We start from the raw sequence: 22671 nt of genomic DNA, 5'->3' as shown, positions 1-22671 counted from the left end.
GAGAGCAACGATGACCAGAGAAATTACGCTCGAAGGCAAGTCTTCCGACCCGTGCTTCGATTTTACGATCCATCAGGACGGGCGCGTGGTTCCGGCGACGTTCTGGAACGCGTGGGGCGGGGCAGATGGTCCTGCGCCGGTCGTCCTTCTTCAGCATGGCGGCCCGTTCCACAAGCGTCACGAACGCTCGGACGCGCTTGCGCAGACGGTGGTGGAGAGCACGGGCGCCGCTGTCCTCCTGATCGATGGGCCGATCCACGGCCACCGCCGGTCGGACGAGCTCGGCATCATGGAGATGCTCGCGGAATTCGAAAATCACTGGCGGACGAACCCCGGCATCGATGGGATGGTCACCGACTGGCAGATCGCGCTCGACGCCGTGATCGGCGAGGGCTGGGCCGATCCGGATCGGGTGGCGTGGTTCGGCACGTCGATGGGCACGGCCTACGGCATTCCGCTTTGCGCCGTCGAGCCGCGTATCAGGGCGGCGGCGATCGGTATGTGGGGCACCGACTGGGGTCAGGAAGACAGCTTGCTGGGCAGCGCCCGCGCGATGCAGACCCCCGCACTGTTCCAGATCAAGGCTGAGGACGAGATCTTCTCGACCGCCGGGCAACGCGCGCTGTTCGAGGCGCTAGGATCCCCGAACAAGTGCCTTCATACCTTCCCGGGCGGCCATTCGCTGACCGCGCCGGGCCAGATGGACGAACTGATGGCCTTCCTTGTCGATGCCCTCACCGAAAAACCGAAGGTGGCCGTCGATGCGGATTGACCGGACCGAGCCACGCTCCCCCTTTTCTTCACGTCTCATGCGTGCGCTCAGGAGAACACAATGACGAACCCTGCCGAGCGCTCCCGATCCGCGCTGCAAGGTCCGATGCGCGTCGCGAACCGGATGCATCTGCGCGCGACCGGTCTTGACGATGAGGCGATCGACAAGCCGTTCGTCGGGGTGGTGCATACCCATTCGGAAGTGAGCCCCTGCGTCATGTCGCTCGCGCCACAGGCCGCGGCGGCCAAGGTCGGCGTGGAGGTCGCAGGGGCAACGGCGCGCGAATGCTCGACGGTGTCGATCTCCGACGTGTGGACGATGGTGCATGAGACAGGGCCGCAATTCAGCCTGATCTCCCGCGAGGTCATCGCCGACTCCGTCGAACTGGTTCTCCAGGGACAGCGTTATGATGCGGCGGTAACTCTGGGTGCGTGCGACAAGACTGTGCCCGGCATGCTGATGGCGCTGACCCGCGTGAACATTCCCGGCGTCTACGTCCATGGCGGCGCGGCCCTGCGCGGCTGGAGCAAGGGCGAGCCGATCAACTTCTACCGCGTGTTTGGTGACATGGACCGGACGCTTGCGGGCGACATGAGCGAAGACGAGCTGGAGGCGCTCAACCGGGATGCGATGGTGTCCGTCGGCACCTGCCCCGGCCTCAACACCGCGAGCACCGGGGCGGCGTGTGCCGAAGTCATGGGCTTTTCCGCCCTCGGCACGGCGTCGATCCCGGCGGTCTATTCGCAGCGTATCGCGCTGGCGCGGAAGGCGGGCGAGCATGCGGTGCGTCTGCTGATGGAAGGCGGACCGCGCCCACGCGACTGGGTCACGCGCGAAAGTCTGGAAAATGCGGTGACCGTCGTCGCCGCGATGCGCGGATCATCGAACATGCTGCTGCACCTTCCGGCGATCGCCAATGAAGCGGGCGTGCGGTTCGAGCTGAAGGACATGATCGACATTCTGCGGCGGACCCCGCGCATCACCAGCCTGATCCCGAACGGTCCGCATGCGTTGATCGATCTGGACCGGATCGGTGGGTTGCCGGTGGTGTTCAAGGCGCTGCTCGACGGTGGCCTGCTCCATCCGCACACGCCCACCAATGACGGACGGACGCTCGCCGAAGCGCTGGCCGATGCTCCGGCACCGGACGGAAAGATCGTTCGCTCCTGCGATGATCCGTTTCAGCCGGACAGTGGCCTCGTCGTTCTTCAGGGCAATCTCGCGCCCGATGGTTGCATCGTGAAGACTGCCGATATTCCGGTGCTGGTCTTCGAAGGCCCCGCGCGGGTGTTTGATGGCGACGCGGCGGCCCGCAAGGGTATTGCGGCGGGCGAATTCAGCGCGGGCGAGGTCATCATCGTGCGGGGTGAAGGGCCGCGTGGCAGCCCGGGCATGCGCGAGATGCTCGATGCGCCGATCCCGATCCGCCAGCGTGGTATGGGCCGGGATGTGGCGCTCGTCACCGACGGACGCTGGCCGGCGGGGACCGGAGGGCTGTGCGTCGCTCACGTCTCGCCCGAGGCGCATGCGGGCGGACCGCTGGCGCTGGTCGAGAATGGCGACATCGTGCGGATCGACGCGCAGCAGGGCACCATCGATTTCAAGGTGTTGGACGAGGAAATCGCGCGTCGCCGTGCCAATCTCCCACCCCCGCAGTTCTGGAGCGGCGGCGGTGTGGGCGAGAAATACGCGCGCGTTGTCGGCCCGACCCATTTGGGTGCGCCGACCCACTCGTACCGATGACGGTCTGAATTTTTTGCGAATTGCGGACCGGCGCGACGACAGCCGGTCCATCAACCTGATGGGACATGATATGACTTCACCTTCCAGCACGACCATCGGTATCATGCCGACGACCTTCGGGGTTGCGGGCGGGCCACGCCAGGCGCCGGAGCATCCCGATTTCCGTTCCGGTCCCATCCGGTTCAGCCGTCATATCGTGCGGTTCCTGACCCGCGCCGACCAGCTGGGCGCTCTGCTGCCCAAGGATGTCACCCTGCGCGGGGAACCTATGGCGCAGTTCCACTTCTTCTGCCTGCGCGACATCCCCTGGCTGGCGGGGCGCGGGTATAATATTCTTTCTCTGATGATCCCGGTTACGCACGCCGGTTCGGGCGCAGAGACCGATGGCGTGTTCTGCGCGGTGATGTGGGAGAATATGGGCGACCCGATCATCACCGGGCGCGAGCAATTGGGCCATCCCAAGCTCGCCGCGCAACTGCCCGACCCGCGCCGCTGGAAAGACGAGACGCATATCCGCGCAAGCTGGGAACATTTCACCTTCGCGGAGATGGATCTGGCCTGCAACGAGACCGCCGCGGCGGACGTGGTCGCCGATTTCTCTTCGAGCGTGGCGGCGGGGATCATCGCCCACAAATATATTCCGCGCAGCGGGCAGTGGGACGTCGCAGACGCCGATTATCTGACGCTGTCGCCCGTCCCCGGCCTGTCGAACACCCGTGACCCGCAGCCCGCCCCGACGGTCAAGCAGGGCACCGGCAGCATCCGGTTCAATATCCCGCAGTGGCAGGACATGCCCACCCAGTATCACATCGTCCAGAAGCTCGCCGCGCTGGAACAGCTTTCCACGCTCGACGCCCTGGCGATGGAAGGGACAACCTATCTCGACTTCACCGAACAGAAAATACTGACCTGAAACCAGACATACTAGGAGATCATGCCGTGCCTGCACTCACACTTCCGACCCTTGCGTCGTTCGCGTTCGTCATCGTTGGTCAGGCACTGGGCCTGTCGCTGCTGCCCGCCACGCGCGGGTTTACGGCGCTGTGGCCGACGGTGATCTGCATTGTGAGCTTTGTGTTGAGCTTCGCGGTATTCGCCCGGCTGATCAACAATGGCGTTGAGCTAAGCATGCTCACGCCCATCGTTACGATCACGCTCCAGCTGGTCGTGCTCGTCATTGGCATCACCGTGTACCACGAGACAGCCTCGATGACGAAAATCGGCCTGCTCGTGGGTGCGGCGGCGATGATTGGCGCGGCGACCCAGCTTTGATATCCCTACGCATATGCGCTGTGACGGCGCCCTGAAAGGAGAGCACAGATGTTTGAGGATCTGAAACTTTTAATCGGCGGCGAACTCGTCGACGGCGATGCCACCATGGACGTGATCGATCCGGCGGCGGGTGCGCCGTTCATGACCGTTCCGCGCGGGTCCGTGCGGCAGGCGAACGATGCAGTCGCGGCGGCAAAGGCAGCGCAACGGGGCTGGGCGGCGCTGTCGCTGAACGAGCGCCGTGCGTATATGACGGCCTTCGCCGACGCGATCCACGCCAATGCCGATGCGCTTACCCGGATGCTGGTGCGCGAACAGGGCAAGCCGCTGACCGAGGCAGCGGCCGAAATCGCCTTTACCGAGGTGTTCATCCGCCATTTCAACACGATCGACGTGCCCGTCGAAATCCTGCAGGATGACGAGACAAAGCGGGTGGAGCTGCATCGCAAGGCGGTCGGCGTCGTCGTTGCGATCATGCCGTGGAACTTCCCGGTCTTGCTCGCCGCGTTCAAATTTCCCGCCGCGCTGTTGATGGGCAACACGTTCGTTCTGAAACCCGCGCCGACGACGCCGGTGACGTCCCTGATGCTGGGCCATCTGGCAAAGGATATCTTCCCGGCGGGCGTGTTCAACGTGGTGACGGACCTCAACGATCTGGGCCCCACGCTGACTGACCATGCCGATGTCGCCAAGGTCTCGTTCACGGGATCCGGCGCAACCGGCAAGAAGGTGATGGCGGCGGCCGCCTCGACGCTCAAGCGCATCTCTCTGGAGCTGGGCGGCAACGATGCCAGCATCGTGCTGGACGATGTTGATGTATCGGTCGCGGCTCCGCGCATCTTTTCGGGCGCGTTTCTCAACGCCGGTCAGGTGTGCATCGCGATCAAGCGCGTCTATGCTCACAGCTCAATCTACGACGCGCTGTGCGAGGAGCTGGCGAAGCTGGCCAATGCCGCCATCGTCGGCGACGGCTTGCAGCAGGGCACGCAGATCGGCCCGGTCCAGAACGCCGCCCAATATGAAAAGGCCAAGAGCTTCCTTGCCGCCGCCCATCGCGAGGGCCGTGTCATCGCCGGGGGCGAGCCAGTGGAGGGCGATGGCTATTTCATCCGGCCGACGATCGTCCGCGATATCGATGATGGGGCGATGCTGGTCGATCAGGAACAGTTCGCGCCGATCCTGCCGATCATCAAGTTCGACGATGTGAACGAGGCGCTCGCGCGCACCAACAGCTCGGAATATGGCCTGGGCGGATCGGTCTGGTCGAGCGATGTCGATCGTGCCTATGATGTTGCGCGCCAGATCGACAGCGGCATGGTGTGGATCAACCAGCACCTCGATTTCGGGCCGCATATTCCCTTTGGCGGGGCCAAGCAGTCGGGCATCGGGATGGAACTCGGGCATGACGGCATGCTTGAATTTTCGCAGACGGCCGTCATTAATATCTCGAAGGAACCTGTCGCCTGACAGGCTTCGGGTCGCAGAAGGGTTTCGGCGGCACGGTGTCCGCCGAAACCCTCGACGGCCAGTCAGCTCCATGCGGCGGCCGGGATGCAGCAGCGCCCTGCATCTGTTAGAAGCATAGGGCGTGGCGCCCCGCCGGGTCGTGCGCGGGCGCGGTTCGAAAGGGAGGATTACGATGCTCGGTTTGATGCAGAAGGGGCAGCTCACCGTTGACGGGCTGTTGTGCCACGCGGCGCGCTGGTACGCGCATACGGACGTTGTCTGGAACGACAGCGATGCAGTCCGCCATCGCACCACATATGCGGAAAGTCTGGCACGCGCCAAGCAGGTCTCCAATGCGCTGCTCAGCGTCGGCGTCGGGTTGGGCGACCGGATCGGCACGCTGGGCTGGAACAGCGCGCAGCATTTCGAGGCATGGTACGGCATCGTCGGCATTGGGGCCGTGTGCCACACGCTCAATCCGCGCCTTCTGGCCGATCAGCTTGCCTATCTCGTCGGCCATGCCGGCAACCGGGTGATCTTTGCCGATCGTGCGTGCCTGCCGATTTTGGAGGCGATCCTGCCCCGATGCCCGTCGGTCGAGCATGTGGTGATTTTCGACGCCGAGGATGTCGTCGCGATCCCCGGTTCATCCGTCCCGGTACACGGGTTCGCGTCGTGGATCGCGCCGTTCGATACCGAATGCCTCTGGGGCGATTTCGATGAACAGACGGCGGCGGGCCTCTGCTATACCTCCGGCACCACGGGCGATCCCAAGGGGGTGCTCTATTCGCACCGGTCGAACTATCTGCACTCGCTGATCACCTGTCAGGCTGATGGGCTCGACCTGTCGGCGCGCGACACGGTGCTGCTGCTGGTGCCGATGTATCACGCCAACGCCTGGGGTCTGGTCTATTCCGCGCCGATGGTCGGGGCAAAGCTCGTATTGCCGGGCCAGCGCGTCGATGGCGCGACGCTTTATGACCTGATCGAAAGTGAAGGGGTCACCTTTGCGGCGGGCGTGCCGACTGTGTGGCAGGGGCTGCTCAATTACTGCCGCGAGACCGGCAAAAAGATCACGACGCTCAAACGCGCGATGGTCGCGGGTTCGGTGTGCCCTGAAATCATCATCCGCCAGTTCCTGGAGCATGGGGTCGAGGTGCTGCATGCATGGGGCATGACGGAGGCTTCGCCGCTCGCGACGATTTCCGCGCCCGATACGGTTGTCGCCGCGCTGCCGCTCGACGAGCGCATTCGCTACACGCTGAAGCAGGGGCGGACCCTGCCGGGCATCGACATCAAGCTGACCGACGAAGACGGTGGCCGCGTCCCCCATGACGGAACGTCGCCGGGTCGCCTGCACATCAAGGGCGAGACGATCGTCGGCCGCTATTTCGGGCGGGAGGACATCAATATCCTCGACGACGAGGGCTATTTTGACACGGGCGACATCGCGACCATCGATGAGCGTGGCTATATGCAGGTCACCGACCGCGCGAAGGACGTGATCAAGTCCGGCGGCGAGTGGATCAGTTCCGCCGAACTGGAGAATATCGCGCTGGGACATCCCAAGGCCGCACTGTGCGCGGTTATCGGTATTCCCCATCCCAAATGGGATGAGCGACCGCTGCTGCTCATCAAGCTGCGCGAGGGGCATGACGCCACGCCCGACGAGATCCTTGCCTATCTCGACGGGAAAATCGCCAAGTGGTGGACTCCCGATGAAGTCCGCTTCATCGACGATATTCCGCTGGGCGCGACCGGGAAGATCGACAAGAAAGTGTTGCGGGAGCGGTATTCCTCGCTCCGGTTCGCCTAGGGCGGGTCGTTTTGGCCGAGCCGGCGCGTTCCGTTCTTACGGCGGCCGGAATGCACTCGACCGATCTCACCTTGGCATAGGTCCCATCTTGGCTCTGCAATTGACCATATTGGAGATTGGCCGATAACTATCCGGGTCTGAGAAATATTTCTGCGCGCTGGCCAGGGTCGCGGTTTGTGGCGACCGGCCTAAGTGTCTGGTTCGAAACAGATGTTGGCACGGCGGTCCGGGCGCGGTGCTAAACAGCGGCGCGTGGATGCAAAAGAGACGGTTCGGTCACGGGAACCAGTATGTGGGCATGCGAGATTATAGGGGCAGGCGCCCTATCGGCCTGCTCTGGTTTGACAAACGGAGCAGTGCTCCATATATCGCGCCTACGTTCTGATCGAGAGCAGTCTCACGAGTTATGGAGAAATGATTATGCCCGCAAAATTGATGAAGGCAGCGTTGCAGAACGCGTTTGGTGGCCCTGAAGTCATTGGCTATGGCGACGTTCCGGTGCCCGAGCTGGGCGCGGGTGAGGTGCTTGTGCGCGTCCACGCTGTGGGTATCAATCCGCCCGATTGGTATCTGCGCGACGGGTTCAAGTCGCTTCCCCCCGAATGGCGTCCGGAAGGCAATTTTCCGCTCATTCTTGGCACGGACGTGTCCGGCGTGATCGAAGCGGTTGCGGATGACGTCACGGATTTCGCGGTGGGTGACGAAGTCTATTCGATGGTCCGCTTTCCCGAGGGCGTATTCGGCGACAGCCGCGCTTCCGCCCAATATGTGAACGTGCCCGTCGCGCATCTCGCCCGCAAGCCGTCCGGCATCGACCATGTGCATGCCGCCGGCGCGCCGATGTCGCTGCTCACTGCATGGCAGTTCCTGGTGGCGCTGGGCCATAATGAGCCCAACCCGCTGCAGCCGCACACGCACGAGCCGGTTCCGCTCGCGGGCAAGACGGTGCTTGTCAATGGCGCAGCCGGTGGTGTGGGCCATTTCGTGGTCCAGGTCGCCAAGCTGAAGGGCGCGCGCGTCCTCGCTGCCGCGTCCGGCAAAAACGAGACGCTGCTGCGGGAATTGGGTGTGGACGAGTTCTACGACTACACGAAGACGCCGCCGGAAGATGTCGTGCGCGATGTGGATCTGGTTGTCGATTGTGTCGGCGGCGAGAAGACCGGTCGCTTCCTCAAGACGATCAAGGATGGCGGGGCGTTGTTCCCGGTCTACCCGATGGGCTTTGCCGACGCCGAGGAGGCAGAGAAGCGCAATATTGCGGTGTCGGCGGCTCAGGTCCGTTCGAGCGGCGCGCAGCTTGCCGAACTCGCTCCGCTGCTGAGCGAAGGCAAGATCCGTGTTGTCATCGACAGCACCTATCCACTCTCGGAAGCGGCCAAGGCGCACGAACGCGCCGCTGGCGGGCATATCCAAGGCAAGATCGTGCTGACGGTCGACTGATACTGGCGGGCCTGGAGCCCTGTCCCCGCGGTTTTCGAGGCGGGGGCAGGGCCAGCCAGCCTGCACATCCAAGAACACGACCAGACCGGCGGTCAGCCGGCAATGAACAAGAACATGGAGAGGACACGACGATGGGCACTGCAGGCTTTGACAAGGTTGGAATGACGGATCGGGTGATCATCGTCACCGGTGGTACGGGCGGCATGGGCAAGGCGACGGCGTTGCTGTGCGCGCAGCGCGGCGCGAAGGTCGTGATCGCCGATCTCAACGAAAAGGCCGGTGCGGAGATCGCGGCAGAGATCCAGGCATCCGGCGGCAAGGCGGCCTTCATCCGCACGGATGTGACCAGCGAGGACGAGGTTGTCGCGATGGTCGACTTCGCGATTTCCACCTTCGGTGGCCTGCATGGTGCGTTCAACAACGCTGGTCTGGAAACGGGCATAGCGCCCCTGCACGAGTACCCCTTGGATAAGTGGGAAAAGGGGGTTGCGGTCAACCTGACCGGCGTGTTCCTGTGCGTTAAGCACCAGCTTCGCCATATGCTGAACAATGGCGGCGGATCGATCGTCAATACGTCGTCGGTGTCCGGGGTCACCGGCTTTCCCGATATGGTCGAATATGTCGCGTCCAAGCATGGTGTGGTCGGCATCACGCGCGCCGCAGCCGCCGAGGTGAGCGGCAAGGGTATCCGCGTCAACGTGCTGGTGCCCGGTGCCACGGAAACGCCGATGTTCCTCAAGCTGATCGACGGCAATGATGATGTGCGCAATTTTGTCGCGGCCAAGCACCCCATCGGCCGGGTCGCCAAGCCGTCCGAAATGGCGGAGGCGGCGGCTTGGCTGCTGTCCGACGCGTCCTCGTTCGTCACGGGTGCGTCGATCAATGTTGATGGCGGCTACAGCGCCCTCTGAGCGCTGCGGGCCTGACGGCTTTTTTAGAGATTGTGTTGGAGTTTTTGCATGCTCGATTTTCGACTGACGGATGAACAAAAGGCGTTCCAGCAGATGGCACGCGATTTCGCCCAGAACGAGATCGCCCCTGCGGCGCTGATCCTCGATCAGAAGGCAACCTGGGAAGAGCGCGTTCCGACCGACCTCCTGCGTCAGGGTTCGCAGCTGGGTTTCCGCACCTTTGTGCTGTCGGAGGAGAATGGCGGCGCGGGTATTTCCGATCACCTGACGTCCTGCCTGATCGCGGAGGAGCTGGGTGCGGGTGACATCGGCACGGCCTATTATTTCATGCTGACGGCGCGGCGTGCGCGCGACTGGATCGACCTGCGCATGACGCAGGAACAGAAGGATTATTTCCTTCCCAAGTTTCTGGAAGACGATCTCTATCATATGACGGTTGCCGCGCATGAGCCGGACACGGACCTGTCGTACGACTATCTGGTGGATACCCCGTCCAATGCCAAGTTTCGCACTACGGCGGTCGAGCAGCCCGACGGCACATGGATCATCAACGGGGCAAAGAACTATCAGACGATCGGCTACACGGCCAAGCTGCTGATGGTGCTCGCGCATACCGAAACCGGCCCGCAGGCGTTTCTGGTCGAAGGAGATTCCGAGGGGCTGGTGCGCCATCCGATGTCGAAAATGGGGCGGCGCGTCGGCGACAATGCGGAGATCTTTTTCGACAATGTGCGTGTGCCCAAGGGGCGCATCCTGCCGCCCGGTCAGCCGGGGCGCCATGACGTCGGGACGGTCGGCACGATTGCGGCTATGTCGCTGGGGCTGGCGCGTGCGGCCTATGACGAAACGCTCAAGTTCGTGCAGGAGCGGTCAACCGGCGGCAAGCTGCTCGTCAAGCATCAGGCAACCGGCATGGCGCTTGCGGATATGTCGACCGCCATCGAGGCGGCGCGCCTGCTGATCTGGAAGGCGGCGTGGGCGAAGGACCATCCGGAGGCTGAGGAAAACGGCATTGATCCCCGCCTGATCGAGCTTCAGGCGGCCATGAATGTCGGCGAGGCGGTGCAGAAGGTGATCGTGCGGGGCATGGAATTGTTCGGCGGGGCGGGCGTGATCTCCGGCATGCCGATCGAGAAATATGCGCGCGATTCCTTCGTGCAGTTCCACGTCTCGTTCCCAACGACGAACCGCCTGCGGATCGCGGAAAGCGCGCTTGGCTTCAAGCGGTCGGTCTCGCCGCTCATGCCGCTCTGACCGGCAGCACGAAGCGATCTTTTTGACCCCAAAGGGGAGGGCGCGGCAGAAAATCCGGTGCCCGAGGCGAAGGAGGAATATATGAAACGCTCGAAGCATGATGCAAAAGCTTGGGGACAGGAACGCCTGCGCGGCATTTTCGGCGCGGCGCCGGTGCCCTACACGGCGGATGGCCAGGTCGATAAGGCGGGTTTCGTGTCCAACCTGCGCTACTGGCGCGACGTGCTGGGCATCAAGGGCCAGTGGGTCGCCGGGTTCCAGAGCGAACAGCTCGGCATTTCGACCGCGCAGCGCAAGCAGCTTTATGAAATCACGCAGGCGGAAAGCACCGCCAGCCATATCGCGATCTGCGCGATCATGGATGATGTGATCGAGGACGCGCTGGAGCTGGCGGTGTTCGCCGATGAGATGGGCGCGGACTGCATCGGCCTGTCGGCACCCCGGCTGTTCACGGGTATGCTGGGCTCGGCCCCGTCCGAGGACACGGTCGTGCGGTTCTTCGAATATATTTGCGAGCGGGTCGACATCCCCGTCATCGTCCTCAACCAGATGGCGATGCAGGGCTATTCGATGACCCCGGCGACGCTCTCGCGCATCGCCGATCTGCCCAATGTGGTGGGGCTCAAGAATGTCGTCGACGGCATGTATGGCAGCAACGACAAGGGCCATTATGGCGAGACCGTGAAGCTGTGCGCGGACCGGATCGTGGTGTCGGACCCCAACGAGGACGTGTTTTTCCGCAACTATACGCAATTCGGCCAGCGCGCGTTTATCTCTTCGGGTGTGCCGATGCTGATGCAGACGCGTGCGTGGCAGCCGATGAACGATTATGTGCGCCTGGTCGATGAAGGGCGGCTGGAGGAAGCGAAGCGGGTCAATGACTCGATGGCTCCCGTCCGCGCGGCGTTTCACGACTGTGTGCATCACCTGACCGGCTACAAGTTCGCGTCGATCTCCAAATACTGGTTCGAGTTGCAGGGGCTAGTCGGCGGCCACGTCGTCTATCCGCAGGGCGAGCTAACCGACGAGGACAAGGCCTATGTGAAGGCGCGGTTCGACGAATGCGGCATCGCGACGATGACGGGCGGGCAGGACATCGCGGCCTGACTTAAGGGCTATGGCGTGAGCCGTGGGCGGGGTGGGACTGGCCAGTCCCGGTAGCTGACAAACAACAGGAATTTCGATCGTGAGCACGAGCTTGGTAGTGTCCCTTCCTTTTCTTGCTGACAGCCGCAAGACGCATTTCATCGATGGCGCGTGGGTGGCATCGGTCGCCGGGGACGGGATCGAAACGCTCAACCCTGCGACGGGCGAGGTCATCGCGACGCTCGACCGGGGCGGTCAGGCGGAGATCAATCTCGCCGTTGCGGCCGCCCGGCGCGCGTTCGAGGGGCCGTGGAGCCGCTTCACGCCGAGCGAGCGGCACAGGCTCATCATGCGGATCTATGAGGTGATGGAGCGCCATGGTGACGAGCTGACCCTGCTCGAAACATATGACATGGGCGCGCCCGTGTCCCGTTCGACCGGCGTCAAGAATTTCGTACTCAAGATGATCGAATATTTCGCGTCCCAGGCGATGAGCTGGAGCGGCCAGACGATCCCCAATTCCCTGCCCGGCAGCTTCACGACGATGACGCTCAAGGCACCATTGGGCGTCATCGGCGGCATCATCCCGTGGAATAGCCCGATGGTCGGCGCGTTCTGGACGATCGGCGGCGCGCTCGCGACCGGATGCACGGTCGTGCTCAAACCCGCCGAGGAAGCGTCCCTGTCCGTGCTGCGGGTCGCCGAATTGCTGATGGAGGCGGGCCTGCCCAAGGGCGTCGTCAATGTCGTTACGGGACGCGGCGCGGAAGCGGGGGCGGCGCTGGCGGCGCATCTCGATGTCGATCGCATCGCCTTTACCGGATCGACGATCACGGGCCGGGAAATCATCAAGGCGTCAACTGGGAACATCAAGCGGCTGAGCCTGGAGCTGGGCGGCAAGTCGCCCGACATCATTTTCGCGGACGCGGATCTTGATAAAGCGGTGCCTGGCGCATCGATGGGCGTGTTCAACAACAGCGGCCAGATCTGCTACGCGGGCACGCGCATTTTCGTGCAGCGGTCGATCCACGAAGAATTCGTGGCGCGCATGGCGGCGTTTGCAAAGGGGCTGAAGGTTGGCGATCCGCTCAATGCGGAAACCAAGCTTGGCCCGTTGATTTCCGAGCGGCAGATGTGCCGCGTTCTCGAATATGTCGACATCGGTTCGTTCGAGGGGGCCACCATTGCGACGGGCGGCAAGCGCCTGTCGGGAGAACTCAGCAACGGCTTTTTCGTCGAGCCGACCGTGTTCGACAATGTCTCAAACGACATGCGGGTCGCGCAGGAGGAAATTTTCGGCCCGGTCGTGTCAGTCATCCCGTTCGATGACGGGGAAGAAGCGCTGCGGCTTGCCAACACCATCGATTATGGTCTGGGCGGCGCGGTCTGGACACGCGACGTCGGCACCGCGACGCGGATGATGCACGGCATCCGGGCGGGCCAGCTGTGGGTAAACTGCTATGGCATGGTCGATCCCGCTGTTGGGTTCGGCGGCTGCAAGCTGAGCGGCTATGGGTGGAAGGGCGGCGCCGACCATGTCGAGGGCTTCCTTTACGAGAAGGCCGTCACCATCAACAACGACTGATCCACCGCGCGGTCGGAACAAAAAAGAGGGAGTGCGGTAACGCCTCCCTCTTTTTTTGCCCGCCGGTCAGCTGGTCGCGGGGACGCCGGTTGGCTGGACGTGCCCATCTTCCGTCGCCATGTTCGGCATCAGCGTCATCAGAAGTCCGGCGAGCAGGAAGAACACGCCGCACAGGGCGATACTGACCGACAGGCTGAACGATGTCGCGATTTCGCCCAGGGCATAGGGCGCAAAGGCCGAAACGCCCCTGCCGATATTGAAGCAGAACCCCGCCCCGGTGGAACGGATATGCGCGGGAAACAGCGCCGAAAAATAGGTCCCGAAGATCCCGAAATAGGCGAAGAACAGCGCGACGACTGGGCCGAACCACAGCAGCAGCGTTAAATCGCGGATCATGGCGTAGATTGGCAGAAGCACCGTCGTCGCGGCGAAGCAGAGCAGGATGGTCGCCTTCGCACCGATCCGATCGGCGACAAACCCGAAGATCTGGTAACCCACGAACATGCCGATATTCATGACGATGAGGAATGTCGTCATCGCGGACGGATCCAGCCCGCGCTCCTTGACGAGGTAGGTCGGCAGCCAGGTGTTCGTTCCCCAATAGCCGGTCAACGCGCACGCCGCGATCGCTGTGGCGAGCAGGGTGCGCCGCCAGCGGCCGTCCGTGAAGATCTCCTGCAGGGGCACCGGACGATTGCCCAGCGCACTCTGGCGTCTGGCCTTTTCCTCCCGCCAGACCGCCGATTCCGGCACGAAAACCAGGACGAAAATGGCCGCGACCAGTGCGAGCCCACCCGACAGGAACAGCCCTCGCCAGCCATGGGCGGGAAGCAGCAGATGGGCGAGGAGCGCCGCGAGAATGAAACCGACAGGCCATGCGCTGAGCACAAACGCGCTGGCGCGCCCGCGGGACTGGCGGGGCCAGGTCTCGTTGATAAACGCGGAGACGACGCCCCACACGCCGCCCAGGCCGAGGCCCGCCAGCAGGCGCAGGATCATCATGTCCCACCAGCCACGCGCGAACGCGATCGCCACGGTGAACAGCGCAAAGATGAGCACACTGGCGATCAGTGCGGGGCGACGGCCATGATTGTCCGCATACCAGCCCAACAGCATGCTGCTCAGCCCAACGCCGATCATGCCCGCCGTGCCAATCAACCCCGCCTCGCCAAGGGTCAGGCCGAAGTCGCTGACGATGGCGGGAAGGGCGAGCGCGAGTACCATGAAATCCACGGCGTCGAACCCGTAGCACAGGAAGCAGCCCGCCAGTGTAACCCAGCGCGGATCCTTCCCGAACGCCGGATATGCGGAACTGCTGCTCTGAGCCGTCATGTTCATCCCCTCTGTTTGTTTTATGTCCGATCAGTCGTTCGCGCCGATCCGGAAACGCACGCTGTCGCTCCGGCAACTGTGCCAGCATCACGCGGTGATACAATGGAAAAAGCAGGATTGAAGCGATCGTGATGCGGCATGACAAGCCGGTTCGACCATGCTAGATCTGGATCAGTTTCCGAAAATGAGTAGGATTTGAGATGAGAGTCGGCTTGAGCATGCGACATCTGGAGATCTTCCAGCAAGTCACGCATCACGGCGGCTTCAACCGTGCCGCAGCACATCTCCACATTGCCCAGTCGGCGCTTAGCCGCCATGTTCAGCAACTGGAGTCCGACCTTGGCGTGACCCTGTTCGAACGGAGCGGCCGTGGCGTTCAGCTGACACCCGCTGGGGAAATCCTCTCGCAGCGCGTGGACTCGTTGCTGCGCCAATTTCGCCAGACGCGCGACGAACTTGTCGCCAAGGCCGATATTCCCCGCGGCGAACTTGCCATCGGCCTTCCGCCGTCGATGCAGGTGATAGGGACGCGCCTGTTGGCCGAATATCGTAAAGCCCATCCGGATGTCGAACTGACCATCCGGGTGAGTACCAGCATCGAACTGCGCGAATGGTTGTTGAGCGGCCATGTCGATGTGGCCGTATTCGGCATTCTGGAGCCCGAAACGGTTCTGGAATCCTACCCGTTTCAGCGGGATCAGGTCTATGCCATGGGGGCGGCGGGATCGCAGCTGACCGGGCAGCAGATCGATATGAAGACATTGTCTACCCTGCCGCTCATTTTGACCAGCCCGCCCAACAGCATGCGGCTGCTTGTCGATCATGCGGCACAGCGGCTCAACCTTTCGCTCGACGTGATCATGAACGTCAATTCGATCCCGCTGCTCGTCGATCTTGTCGGGGACGGCCTTGGCTATACGGCGTTGCCGTCAAGCGCGATCGGGGGACTGGCGAAGAGCGGGCGGTTCGTCTGCTCGCCCATCAAGCATATGTCCTACAGCTGGACCGTCAGCAACTCACGCGAGCGGCCGCTGTCAGCCGCAGGGCGCCGGTTCCGCGCGATGGTGCTGGACATGGCCGACAAGCGGGAACGCGTACACGCGCTGGACGACCCACTTACCGATTAAAGACGGCAGAGCGAGGGCCTGCGACGCGGTGTGCGTAGCGGGCTCGATCAGGGAGCGGCTCGTCTCCAGGCGGGAAGGGCGCTTCTGGTCTGCGCGGACGCGCGTGTTGCGGCGTCGGCCGTTCATGACCCGACCGTTGTGGGGCGGGTATTTCCCACGCATCGTTCGCTTTCCGGTGGACGCGACCGTTCTTCCCACCGCTCTCCCAAGATGGGGGTCATGCTAACGTGAGATTAGAGTCCGAAAGCCATCCAGCATAAGCGTAGTCGGCGACAAACCCATCAGAGCTTTGGGAAACATAGGGGAGGAATAATATGACGAATGTTCTGGAACGCTTGCCATCGTCCCGTCGGGCCGCGAAAAACGCGGCCGCGTGGATGTGCGGCATTGCCATGGGCGCTGTGCTGGTGCCGCAGGCCTATGCGCAGGCGGCCGCGGCCGGTCAACCCGCCGCCGAAAACGATCAGGCGATTGGCGACATCATCGTGACTGCGCAGAAGCGGTCCGAGTCGGTGCAAAAGACGCCGCTCGCCATTACCGCAATCGGTGGTGAGGCTCTGCGCACCTCGGGTACGTCGACGATTTCAGCCGTAGTTCAGAGCGTGCCGAGCCTTCAGCTGGGTCAGTTCTACGGCGTTGCGAACGTGACCTTGCGTGGCGTCACGTTGAGCGCCATCAATGCGGGTACGGAAAGCCCGGTCGCGTTCCATGTCGATGGCGTCTATTATGGTCGTCCTGCTGCGGTCCTGAGCAGTTTCTTTGACGTCCAGCGCGTCGAAGTCCTGCGCGGCGCGCAAGGTACGCTCTATGGGCGGAATGCGAGTGGCGGCTCGATCAACATCATCACCGCCGATCCGACGCCGGATCTCTCCGGTTTCGCACAGGTTACCTACGGCAATTACAACCATATGAATGTCGAAGCGGCCGTGAGTGGTCCGCTGTCCGACAAGGTGCAGGTCCGCGTGGCCGGGCGCTGGGACCACCGGGATGGCTATGGCATCAACGAGGCGACGGGCCGGGACATCGACGATAACAACGAACGCGCGATCCGTGGCAAGATCAAGATCCTGCCCACCGACACCCTGACCATCCTGCTGGAAGGCGATTATTCGAAGGCGCATTCCAACGCGGCGATCCATCTTCAAGGTGCCGTCGCGGGTGGCCCGATCTTCGGTACGCAGTCGTCCATCTTCGGAACGCCGTTCGTGCCCGGCAAGGCCTCGAGCAAGTTGCGCAACGTGTCGCAGGACGAAGATCCCACCCTTCGGACGAAGTTTTGGGGCTTCGGTTCCACGATCAGTCTGGAACTCGGATCGATCACGCTCCGGTCGATCACCAGCTATCGCAAGTCGCAGTCGCTGTCGGTCGGTGATATCGACCTTACCAGTGCTCCGCTGGTGTCGCCGTTCGGTATTTCCGATGACGCCAACCAGTTCAGCCAGGAACTGCAGGTGGTTGGGCAGGATGACCATTCCAACTGGATTTTGGGCGGCTATTATTTCCATGAGAAGGACGAAGGCCGCGAGGTCAGCGCTTTCAGCACGGTGTTCGCGGGGGCCAATCCGGCGACCAACGCGCGGGGCCTTTATTCCGGTTCGCGCGTCACGACCGATGCCTATGCTATTTTCGGCCAGTACACGCGCAAGTTTACCGATCAGCTCAGCGTGACTGTTGGCGGTCGTTACAGCATCGAGACCAAAGGCCTCATTAACCAGAATAATTTTGATCTGGGTACGCCGTTCGATCGGTCGAAGTTGTTCGACAAGCCTGCGACCTTCGCCATCCAGTGCGGCAAGGGCTTGCCGACCCTGGGTTATGCAGGCACGGGCGTGACCTGCCGGCCGAAGAAGACGTTCAAGGCATTCACGCCGAAGGTCGGTATCGACTATCAGGTGACCCCGCAGACGCTGCTTTATGCGTCGTACACCCGTGGTTTCAAGAGCGGTACGTTCAATCTGGGTGTCGTCCAGGACGCGGTGCGTCCCGAGAAGCTGGATGACTTCGAACTGGGTATCAAGAGCACGCTGATGGATGGCCGTCTGCGCGCAAACGTTGCTGGCTTCTATTACAACTACAAGGATGTTCAGGCCTATAACGGCTTGCCCACCCAGACCTATCTGGAGAACGCGGCCACCGCGAAGATCTATGGTATCGAGACTGAACTGGTGGCCCGGCCGGTCACCCAGTTCCAGATCGACCTGAGCGGATCATGGCTCCATGCGACCTATGACAATTACAAGGCGTATGATCAGCTGCGTCCGGGCGGCGACGGCGTTACGCTGGTCCCCAATCTGGGTAGCACGGGCTTCCTGAACGGTTTCGATCTCAAGGGCAATCGCCTGCCTCAGGCGCCGCGGATCTCGGGTCGTCTTGGAGCTGCGTATACGTTCGCTTCGGATCTGGGGGATTTCACCCTGCGGGGCGAGGCGGCCTACAAGAGCAAGATGTATATCACCCAGTTCAACACCGATCCCGTCGGTGCGGTCAAGGCGCACACGCGCTTCAACGCATCGCTCAATTACGAGCATAAGGACGGGCATCTGACGGCGAGCATCAATGCCAAGAACCTGGGCAACAAGGTACTGTTGACCAACGGCTTTGCGGGAACTCCGTTCGTGGGCGGGCTCATCTCCGGATATCTGGAAGCGCCCCGCACGATCGACTTCACCGTGGGGTACAAGTTCTAGGGCAAGATCAGGAATGAGCGGTGCCCGGCAGATCCCCACCTGCCGCGGCATCGCTCTTCCCGGAAGAGACGAGAAACCGATGGCGCGAAGCTGGCACGAAGACCAGCGCCGAAGCGGATAAAAAGATATGCTGCGGGGGAAAGTTTAAGCCCCGCTCATGGAGTGACGGGTTGACAATCGGAGCACTGCTCCGTATCGTCATTTCAGATTCAGACGAGGCGCTTCGCCTTGCCTTGGAACGGAAAAAAAGCGTCCGAGAGCAGGGGGCGAGGCAGTTCAGTCGGGGGGCAGGGACGGTCTTTTTGCGGCGATGACGCGCCGATCGTTTATGTGCAGACGGAGCGGTTGGGTCGCCCAGGTTTAGTGATGGAGATTAGGATATGTCTGACAATCAGGTGAAGACCCTGGACGTGAAGGCCCTTCGCGAAAAATACAATCAGGAGCGCGACAAGCGCATCCGCCCCGATGGCGAAGCCCAGTATATGGCGCCGGTCGGCAGCCATGATCGCTATATCACGCATGATCCGTTCGCCGACTCCATCAAGGAGCGTGCGCCGCTGAACGACGAGGTCGAAGTTCTGGTGCTCGGCGGCGGCTGGACTGGCCTGCTCGCCTCCGTGCGGCTTGCAGGGCAGGGCATAGACGACATTCGCATTATCGACGACGGGTCGGATTTCGGCGGCACCTGGTACTGGAACCGCTATCCCGGCGCGCAGTGCGATATCGAGAGCTATGTCTACATCCCCCTGCTGGAGGAAACGGGCTATGTTCCGAAGGAAAAATATTCCTACGCCCCCGAAATGCAGGAGCATGCCCGGCGTATCGCAACCCAATATGGCCTGTACGAAAAGACGGTGTTCCAGACGCGGGTCGAGCGGATCGACTGGGATGCGGAAGCCAAGCGCTGGATTGTCAGCACCAACCGGGGTGACAAAATCAAGGCGCGGTTCTTTATTTGCTGCATTGGCCCGTTCTCCCGCCTTCGTCTGCCCGATATTCCGGGGTTCGACGATTTTCAGGGGCACAGTTTCCACACAGGCCGCTGGGATTATGGCTATACCGGTGGCGATCATGGCGGCAACCTGACCAAGTTGGCGGACAAGAAGGTCGCGATTATCGGTACCGGTGCGACGGCGGTTCAGGCGATCCCGCATGTCGGCAACTGGGCGAAGCATCTCTACGTTTTCCAGCGCACGCCGTCGTCGATCGACGTTCGTGGCAACAAGCCGACCGATCCGGAATGGGTGAAGTCGCTGAAGCCCGGCTGGAAGAAGGAACGTAGCGACAATTTCGATACGGTGGTCCGCGGCGAGCCCTTTGACGTCGATCTGGTCAGCGACGGCTGGACCGAGATCTTCCGCAAGGTTCCGATCGTGCACGTCATTGGCGCAGTGGAGCAGGCGGACAAGGATGCCGTTGCGGAGCGCAAGGCGCGGCTGGAATATGCCGACTTCGAAAAGATGAGCCAGATCCGCGCGCGGGTCGACCAGTTCGTCAAGGACCCCGAAACAGCCGAGGCGCTGAAGCCGTGGTACGCGCAGTTCTGCAAGCGCCCCTGCTTCAACGATGATTATCTGCCGACTTTCGCCAAGCCGAACGTCACCCTCGTCGATGTCAGCGCGTCGCGCGGCGTCGAGCGGATGACGAAGAATGGCATCGTGGCCAACGGCAAGGAATATGAAGTCGACTGTATCATCTACGCCACCGGCTTCGAAGTGAGCGGCACGTTCCGCCGCAAATACGGGTTCGAGATTTACGGCAAGGATGGCCTCGATCTGTTCGATTATTGGGGAACGGGGATGCGGACGTTCCACGGCCATTCGATCCACAATTTCCCGAACTTCTTCATCGCGGGCTGGACGCAGGTCGGTGCGTCGTGGAATTTCTGCAATGTGGCGGCCGCCATCACCGAGCATGTCGCGCAGATCGTCGCCGAGACCCGCAAGGCCGGGCCAGAGGCCGTGATCGAGGCGACCGGTGAAGGCGAACAGGAGTGGGTCGATATCATCCGGTCCTCCGCCGGATTTAATGACGAGTTCCTCGAAAGCTGCACGCCGGGCTACTACAACAACGAGGGCAAGTTCCGCGAGACGGTCGCGACCTTCCCCTACGACCAATATGCGCCCGGCCTGAAGGCATTCCAGGTCGTGCTGGGCGACTGGTGGTCGACCGGCAAGATGGAAGGCATGTCCATCACCAAATAGACGCGCCGGTGCTTTCCTGAATGGGCGTGCAAGGCCGGATTTCCGGTCGGGTCTCGCACGCCAAGGGGGGATGCTGTTGTCATCCGTGTAAGAAAGGAATGAACATGAATACGCTTACCAAATTGCCGCAGGGCAGTGCCGAGTGGTTCGACATGCTGGGCGAGCTGATTTGCGACGCGGCGCGCAAGGCCGACCTTCCGCCCAACCACACGGTCTCGTTCGTTGAGCGCTATGTGGACAGCGAGGAACTGTCGCCCGGCCTGATCAAGGGTTTCCGCTTTGAGCTGAACGACGGCGTTCCCTCCTACCGCGCTGGCGCGGGCCGTGATGAGATGGGAGACGTGACGATCGACCTGACGGTCAAGGCCGCGCGCGAACTCAACTTGCTGTACACTACGAATCCCCAGTTTCGCGAACTGTTCGACCATTATATCAGCACCGGCGAAGCCACGTTCCATGGCGATATCGCGGATGTCGGCGAATGGATCCACGGCATCCACGATCCCATCGTCGACCGCACCTGCTGATCGGCACGGTCATGATCTATCCGGCTGGAGCAGTTTGATGTCCCTGGTGGCGCACTCCTTCAGCCGGAGATATGTGTGCGGCGCTCTTGCCGTCATGCTGTGTACCGGGTCCAGACTGGCCGGAAAGGAACCCAAAGCTATGCGAATAGACGCCTATCCGCCGCAGGAGCCGTTGCCAGAGGTGGCGCGGATCTTTCACGAGACGCTGATGGCCCGTGCCGAAGGGATCGAGGGTCATGAATATTCCTATGGCGCCGATCCCAGCCAGTCGTTGATGGTCTTCCCCTGCGAGAAGCCGGGGAGCCCCGTTCTGATGTTCATGCACGGCGGCGCGTGGACCAACGGGTATAAGGAGCAGATGGCGTTTCTGGCTCCGCCGCTCAACGCAGCGGGCTTTACCCTGGTCAGCGCGAGTTATCGCCTCGCCCCCAAATATGTGTTCCCGGCGAATTTCGATGACGTGGCCGACGCCTTTGCGAAGACGTGGGGCCTGGCGGAAACGCATGGATATCGTCGGGATGCGATCTTCACCGGGGGGCACTCGGCTGGCGGCCATCTGGCGGCGCTTCTCGCGACGCGAACCGACTGGCAGGGGCAACGCGGCCTCCCCGCCAACGCGGTGAAGGGGTGCCTGCCGATTTCCGCGACGTTCGATTTCACGCCCGGATCGGGATCGTCGGTCCGCCCGCGTTTCCTGGGTCCCGAGGGGGTGTTCAGCGAAGTGAAGGCCAGCCCGCTTTTCCAGATCGGCGAACGGGTGCCCCCCTTCCTCGTCGCTTATGGATCGGATGACTTTGCCCATCTGAAAGTGCAGGGCGAGAAGTTCGCCATGGTGGCGCGGGCAAAGGGGGCTTCGGTCGATACGCTGGAGATCGACGGCGCCGATCATGTCAACGCCCTACTGATGGCCACCCAGACGGACAAGCCGTGGATGGCGGCGGCCACCCGCTTCATGAGCGCCGTAGCCAAGCGCATCTGACGCCGTACTCCGGCCCAATCAGACCATGACCTAATTTCAGGAGTTCTCATGTCGACGATATCGCTCGCGCAGGGCACCACGGTGATCGAAGCCGCGTTTGGCCGCGCTCGGGAATTGCAGCTCAAGCCGCTGACCATCGCAGTGCTGGACGCCGGTGGGCATATCGTTGCGCTTGCACGGCAGGACGGAAGTTCGAACCTGCGTCCCGGGATCGCGATCGCCAAGGCGTCGGGTGCGCTCGATCTGGGCGTGTCCAGCCGCAAGATCGGGGAAATGGCGCTCGAGCGCCCGACGTTCGTCAACGCGCTTTCGGCCATCGCTTCGGCCGGTGTGGTGCCAGCGGCGGGCGGCGTGATCGTGGCGGCGGAGAATGGCGACATCCTCGGTGCAATCGGCGTGACAGGCGACCTGTCCGACAATGACGAATTGTGCGCGCTTGCGGGCGCGCAGGCGGCGGGGCTTCGAGCGCTCGCGTAACTCTGCCGCGTCG

At 62.4% G+C, this 22671-nt stretch carries 18 protein-coding genes; 17 read left to right on the top strand and 1 reads right to left on the bottom strand.

All coding sequences use genetic code 11. From position 1 onward, the window contains the following. The first annotated feature begins 10 nt into the window (after positions 1-10). The 11 genes from FHS92_RS03570 to FHS92_RS03520 all read left to right on the top strand — a co-directional run bounded on the left by FHS92_RS03570 (position 11) and on the right by FHS92_RS03520 (position 13325). Complete coding sequence (locus FHS92_RS03570) at positions 11-772, top strand: alpha/beta hydrolase family protein (RefSeq protein ID WP_184077589.1); 762 nt, start codon at positions 11-13, stop codon at positions 770-772. 60 nt (positions 773-832) lie between these two features. Next, positions 833-2515, top strand: coding sequence for a dihydroxy-acid dehydratase domain-containing protein (locus FHS92_RS03565; protein ID WP_221230873.1), 1683 nt, complete (start codon positions 833-835; stop codon positions 2513-2515). A 70-nt stretch (positions 2516-2585) separates the two neighbouring features. Next, positions 2586-3428, top strand: coding sequence for an acetoacetate decarboxylase family protein (locus tag FHS92_RS03560; RefSeq protein ID WP_184077587.1), 843 nt, complete (start codon positions 2586-2588; stop codon positions 3426-3428). Positions 3429-3454: 26 nt separating this feature from the next. Then, positions 3455-3787, top strand: a complete 333-nt coding sequence (locus FHS92_RS03555; RefSeq protein ID WP_184077585.1) for a hypothetical protein — start codon at positions 3455-3457, stop codon at positions 3785-3787. Positions 3788-3835: 48 nt separating this feature from the next. After that, complete coding sequence (locus tag FHS92_RS03550; RefSeq protein ID WP_184077583.1) at positions 3836-5254, top strand: aldehyde dehydrogenase family protein; 1419 nt, start codon at positions 3836-3838, stop codon at positions 5252-5254. A gap of 172 nt (positions 5255-5426) precedes the next feature. After that, entirely contained in the window at positions 5427-7049 is a 1623-nt protein-coding gene (locus FHS92_RS03545; RefSeq protein ID WP_184077580.1) for a long-chain fatty acid--CoA ligase, read from the top strand. A 420-nt stretch (positions 7050-7469) separates the two neighbouring features. Beyond that, positions 7470-8489 carry an NADP-dependent oxidoreductase gene (locus FHS92_RS03540; protein ID WP_184077578.1) on the top strand — a complete coding sequence of 340 codons (1020 nt, stop codon included), beginning with the start codon at positions 7470-7472 and terminating at the stop codon, positions 8487-8489. Between the two features lie 131 nt (positions 8490-8620). Beyond that, on the top strand, positions 8621-9400 hold the full coding sequence (locus FHS92_RS03535) for an SDR family NAD(P)-dependent oxidoreductase (RefSeq protein WP_184077576.1): 780 nt from the start codon (positions 8621-8623) through the stop codon (positions 9398-9400). 48 nt (positions 9401-9448) lie between these two features. Continuing rightward, on the top strand, positions 9449-10654 hold the full coding sequence (locus FHS92_RS03530; protein ID WP_184077574.1) for an acyl-CoA dehydrogenase family protein: 1206 nt from the start codon (positions 9449-9451) through the stop codon (positions 10652-10654). An 81-nt stretch (positions 10655-10735) separates the two neighbouring features. Continuing rightward, positions 10736-11761, top strand: a complete 1026-nt coding sequence (locus FHS92_RS03525) for a dihydrodipicolinate synthase family protein (RefSeq protein ID WP_184077572.1) — start codon at positions 10736-10738, stop codon at positions 11759-11761. A gap of 79 nt (positions 11762-11840) precedes the next feature. Further along, a complete protein-coding gene (locus FHS92_RS03520) occupies positions 11841-13325 on the top strand; it encodes an aldehyde dehydrogenase family protein (RefSeq protein WP_343056642.1) in 1485 nt (494 codons plus the stop codon). 66 nt (positions 13326-13391) lie between these two features. Here the strand turns inward: FHS92_RS03520 and FHS92_RS03515 are convergent, their stop codons facing one another. Next, positions 13392-14657 carry an MFS transporter gene (locus FHS92_RS03515; protein ID WP_184077570.1) on the bottom strand — a complete coding sequence of 422 codons (1266 nt, stop codon included), beginning with the start codon at positions 14655-14657 and terminating at the stop codon, positions 13392-13394. A gap of 218 nt (positions 14658-14875) precedes the next feature. Between FHS92_RS03515 and FHS92_RS03510 the strand changes: the two genes are divergently transcribed. From FHS92_RS03510 to FHS92_RS03485, 6 genes are all read left to right on the top strand, one after another. Then, positions 14876-15784 (top strand): LysR family transcriptional regulator, encoded by a 909-nt coding sequence (locus FHS92_RS03510; protein WP_246351819.1) that lies wholly within the window; start codon positions 14876-14878, stop codon positions 15782-15784. Positions 15785-16098: 314 nt separating this feature from the next. Continuing rightward, positions 16099-18471: a TonB-dependent receptor gene (locus tag FHS92_RS03505; RefSeq protein WP_184077566.1), complete on the top strand. Its 2373-nt coding sequence runs from the start codon at positions 16099-16101 to the stop codon at positions 18469-18471. A gap of 380 nt (positions 18472-18851) precedes the next feature. Then, positions 18852-20675, top strand: a complete 1824-nt coding sequence (locus FHS92_RS03500) for a flavin-containing monooxygenase (protein WP_184077564.1) — start codon at positions 18852-18854, stop codon at positions 20673-20675. A 104-nt stretch (positions 20676-20779) separates the two neighbouring features. Further along, on the top strand, positions 20780-21202 hold the full coding sequence (locus FHS92_RS03495; RefSeq protein WP_184077562.1) for a hypothetical protein: 423 nt from the start codon (positions 20780-20782) through the stop codon (positions 21200-21202). A 139-nt stretch (positions 21203-21341) separates the two neighbouring features. Further along, positions 21342-22181: an alpha/beta hydrolase gene (locus FHS92_RS03490; protein ID WP_184077560.1), complete on the top strand. Its 840-nt coding sequence runs from the start codon at positions 21342-21344 to the stop codon at positions 22179-22181. A 48-nt stretch (positions 22182-22229) separates the two neighbouring features. Then, positions 22230-22658 (top strand): GlcG/HbpS family heme-binding protein, encoded by a 429-nt coding sequence (locus FHS92_RS03485; RefSeq protein WP_184077558.1) that lies wholly within the window; start codon positions 22230-22232, stop codon positions 22656-22658. Positions 22659-22671: the final 13 nt, after the last annotated feature.

It is taken from the genome of Sphingobium subterraneum, assembly GCF_014199435.1.
GTDB lineage: Bacteria > Pseudomonadota > Alphaproteobacteria > Sphingomonadales > Sphingomonadaceae > Sphingobium > Sphingobium subterraneum.
This window is presented reverse-complemented; position numbering and strand designations above follow the sequence as displayed.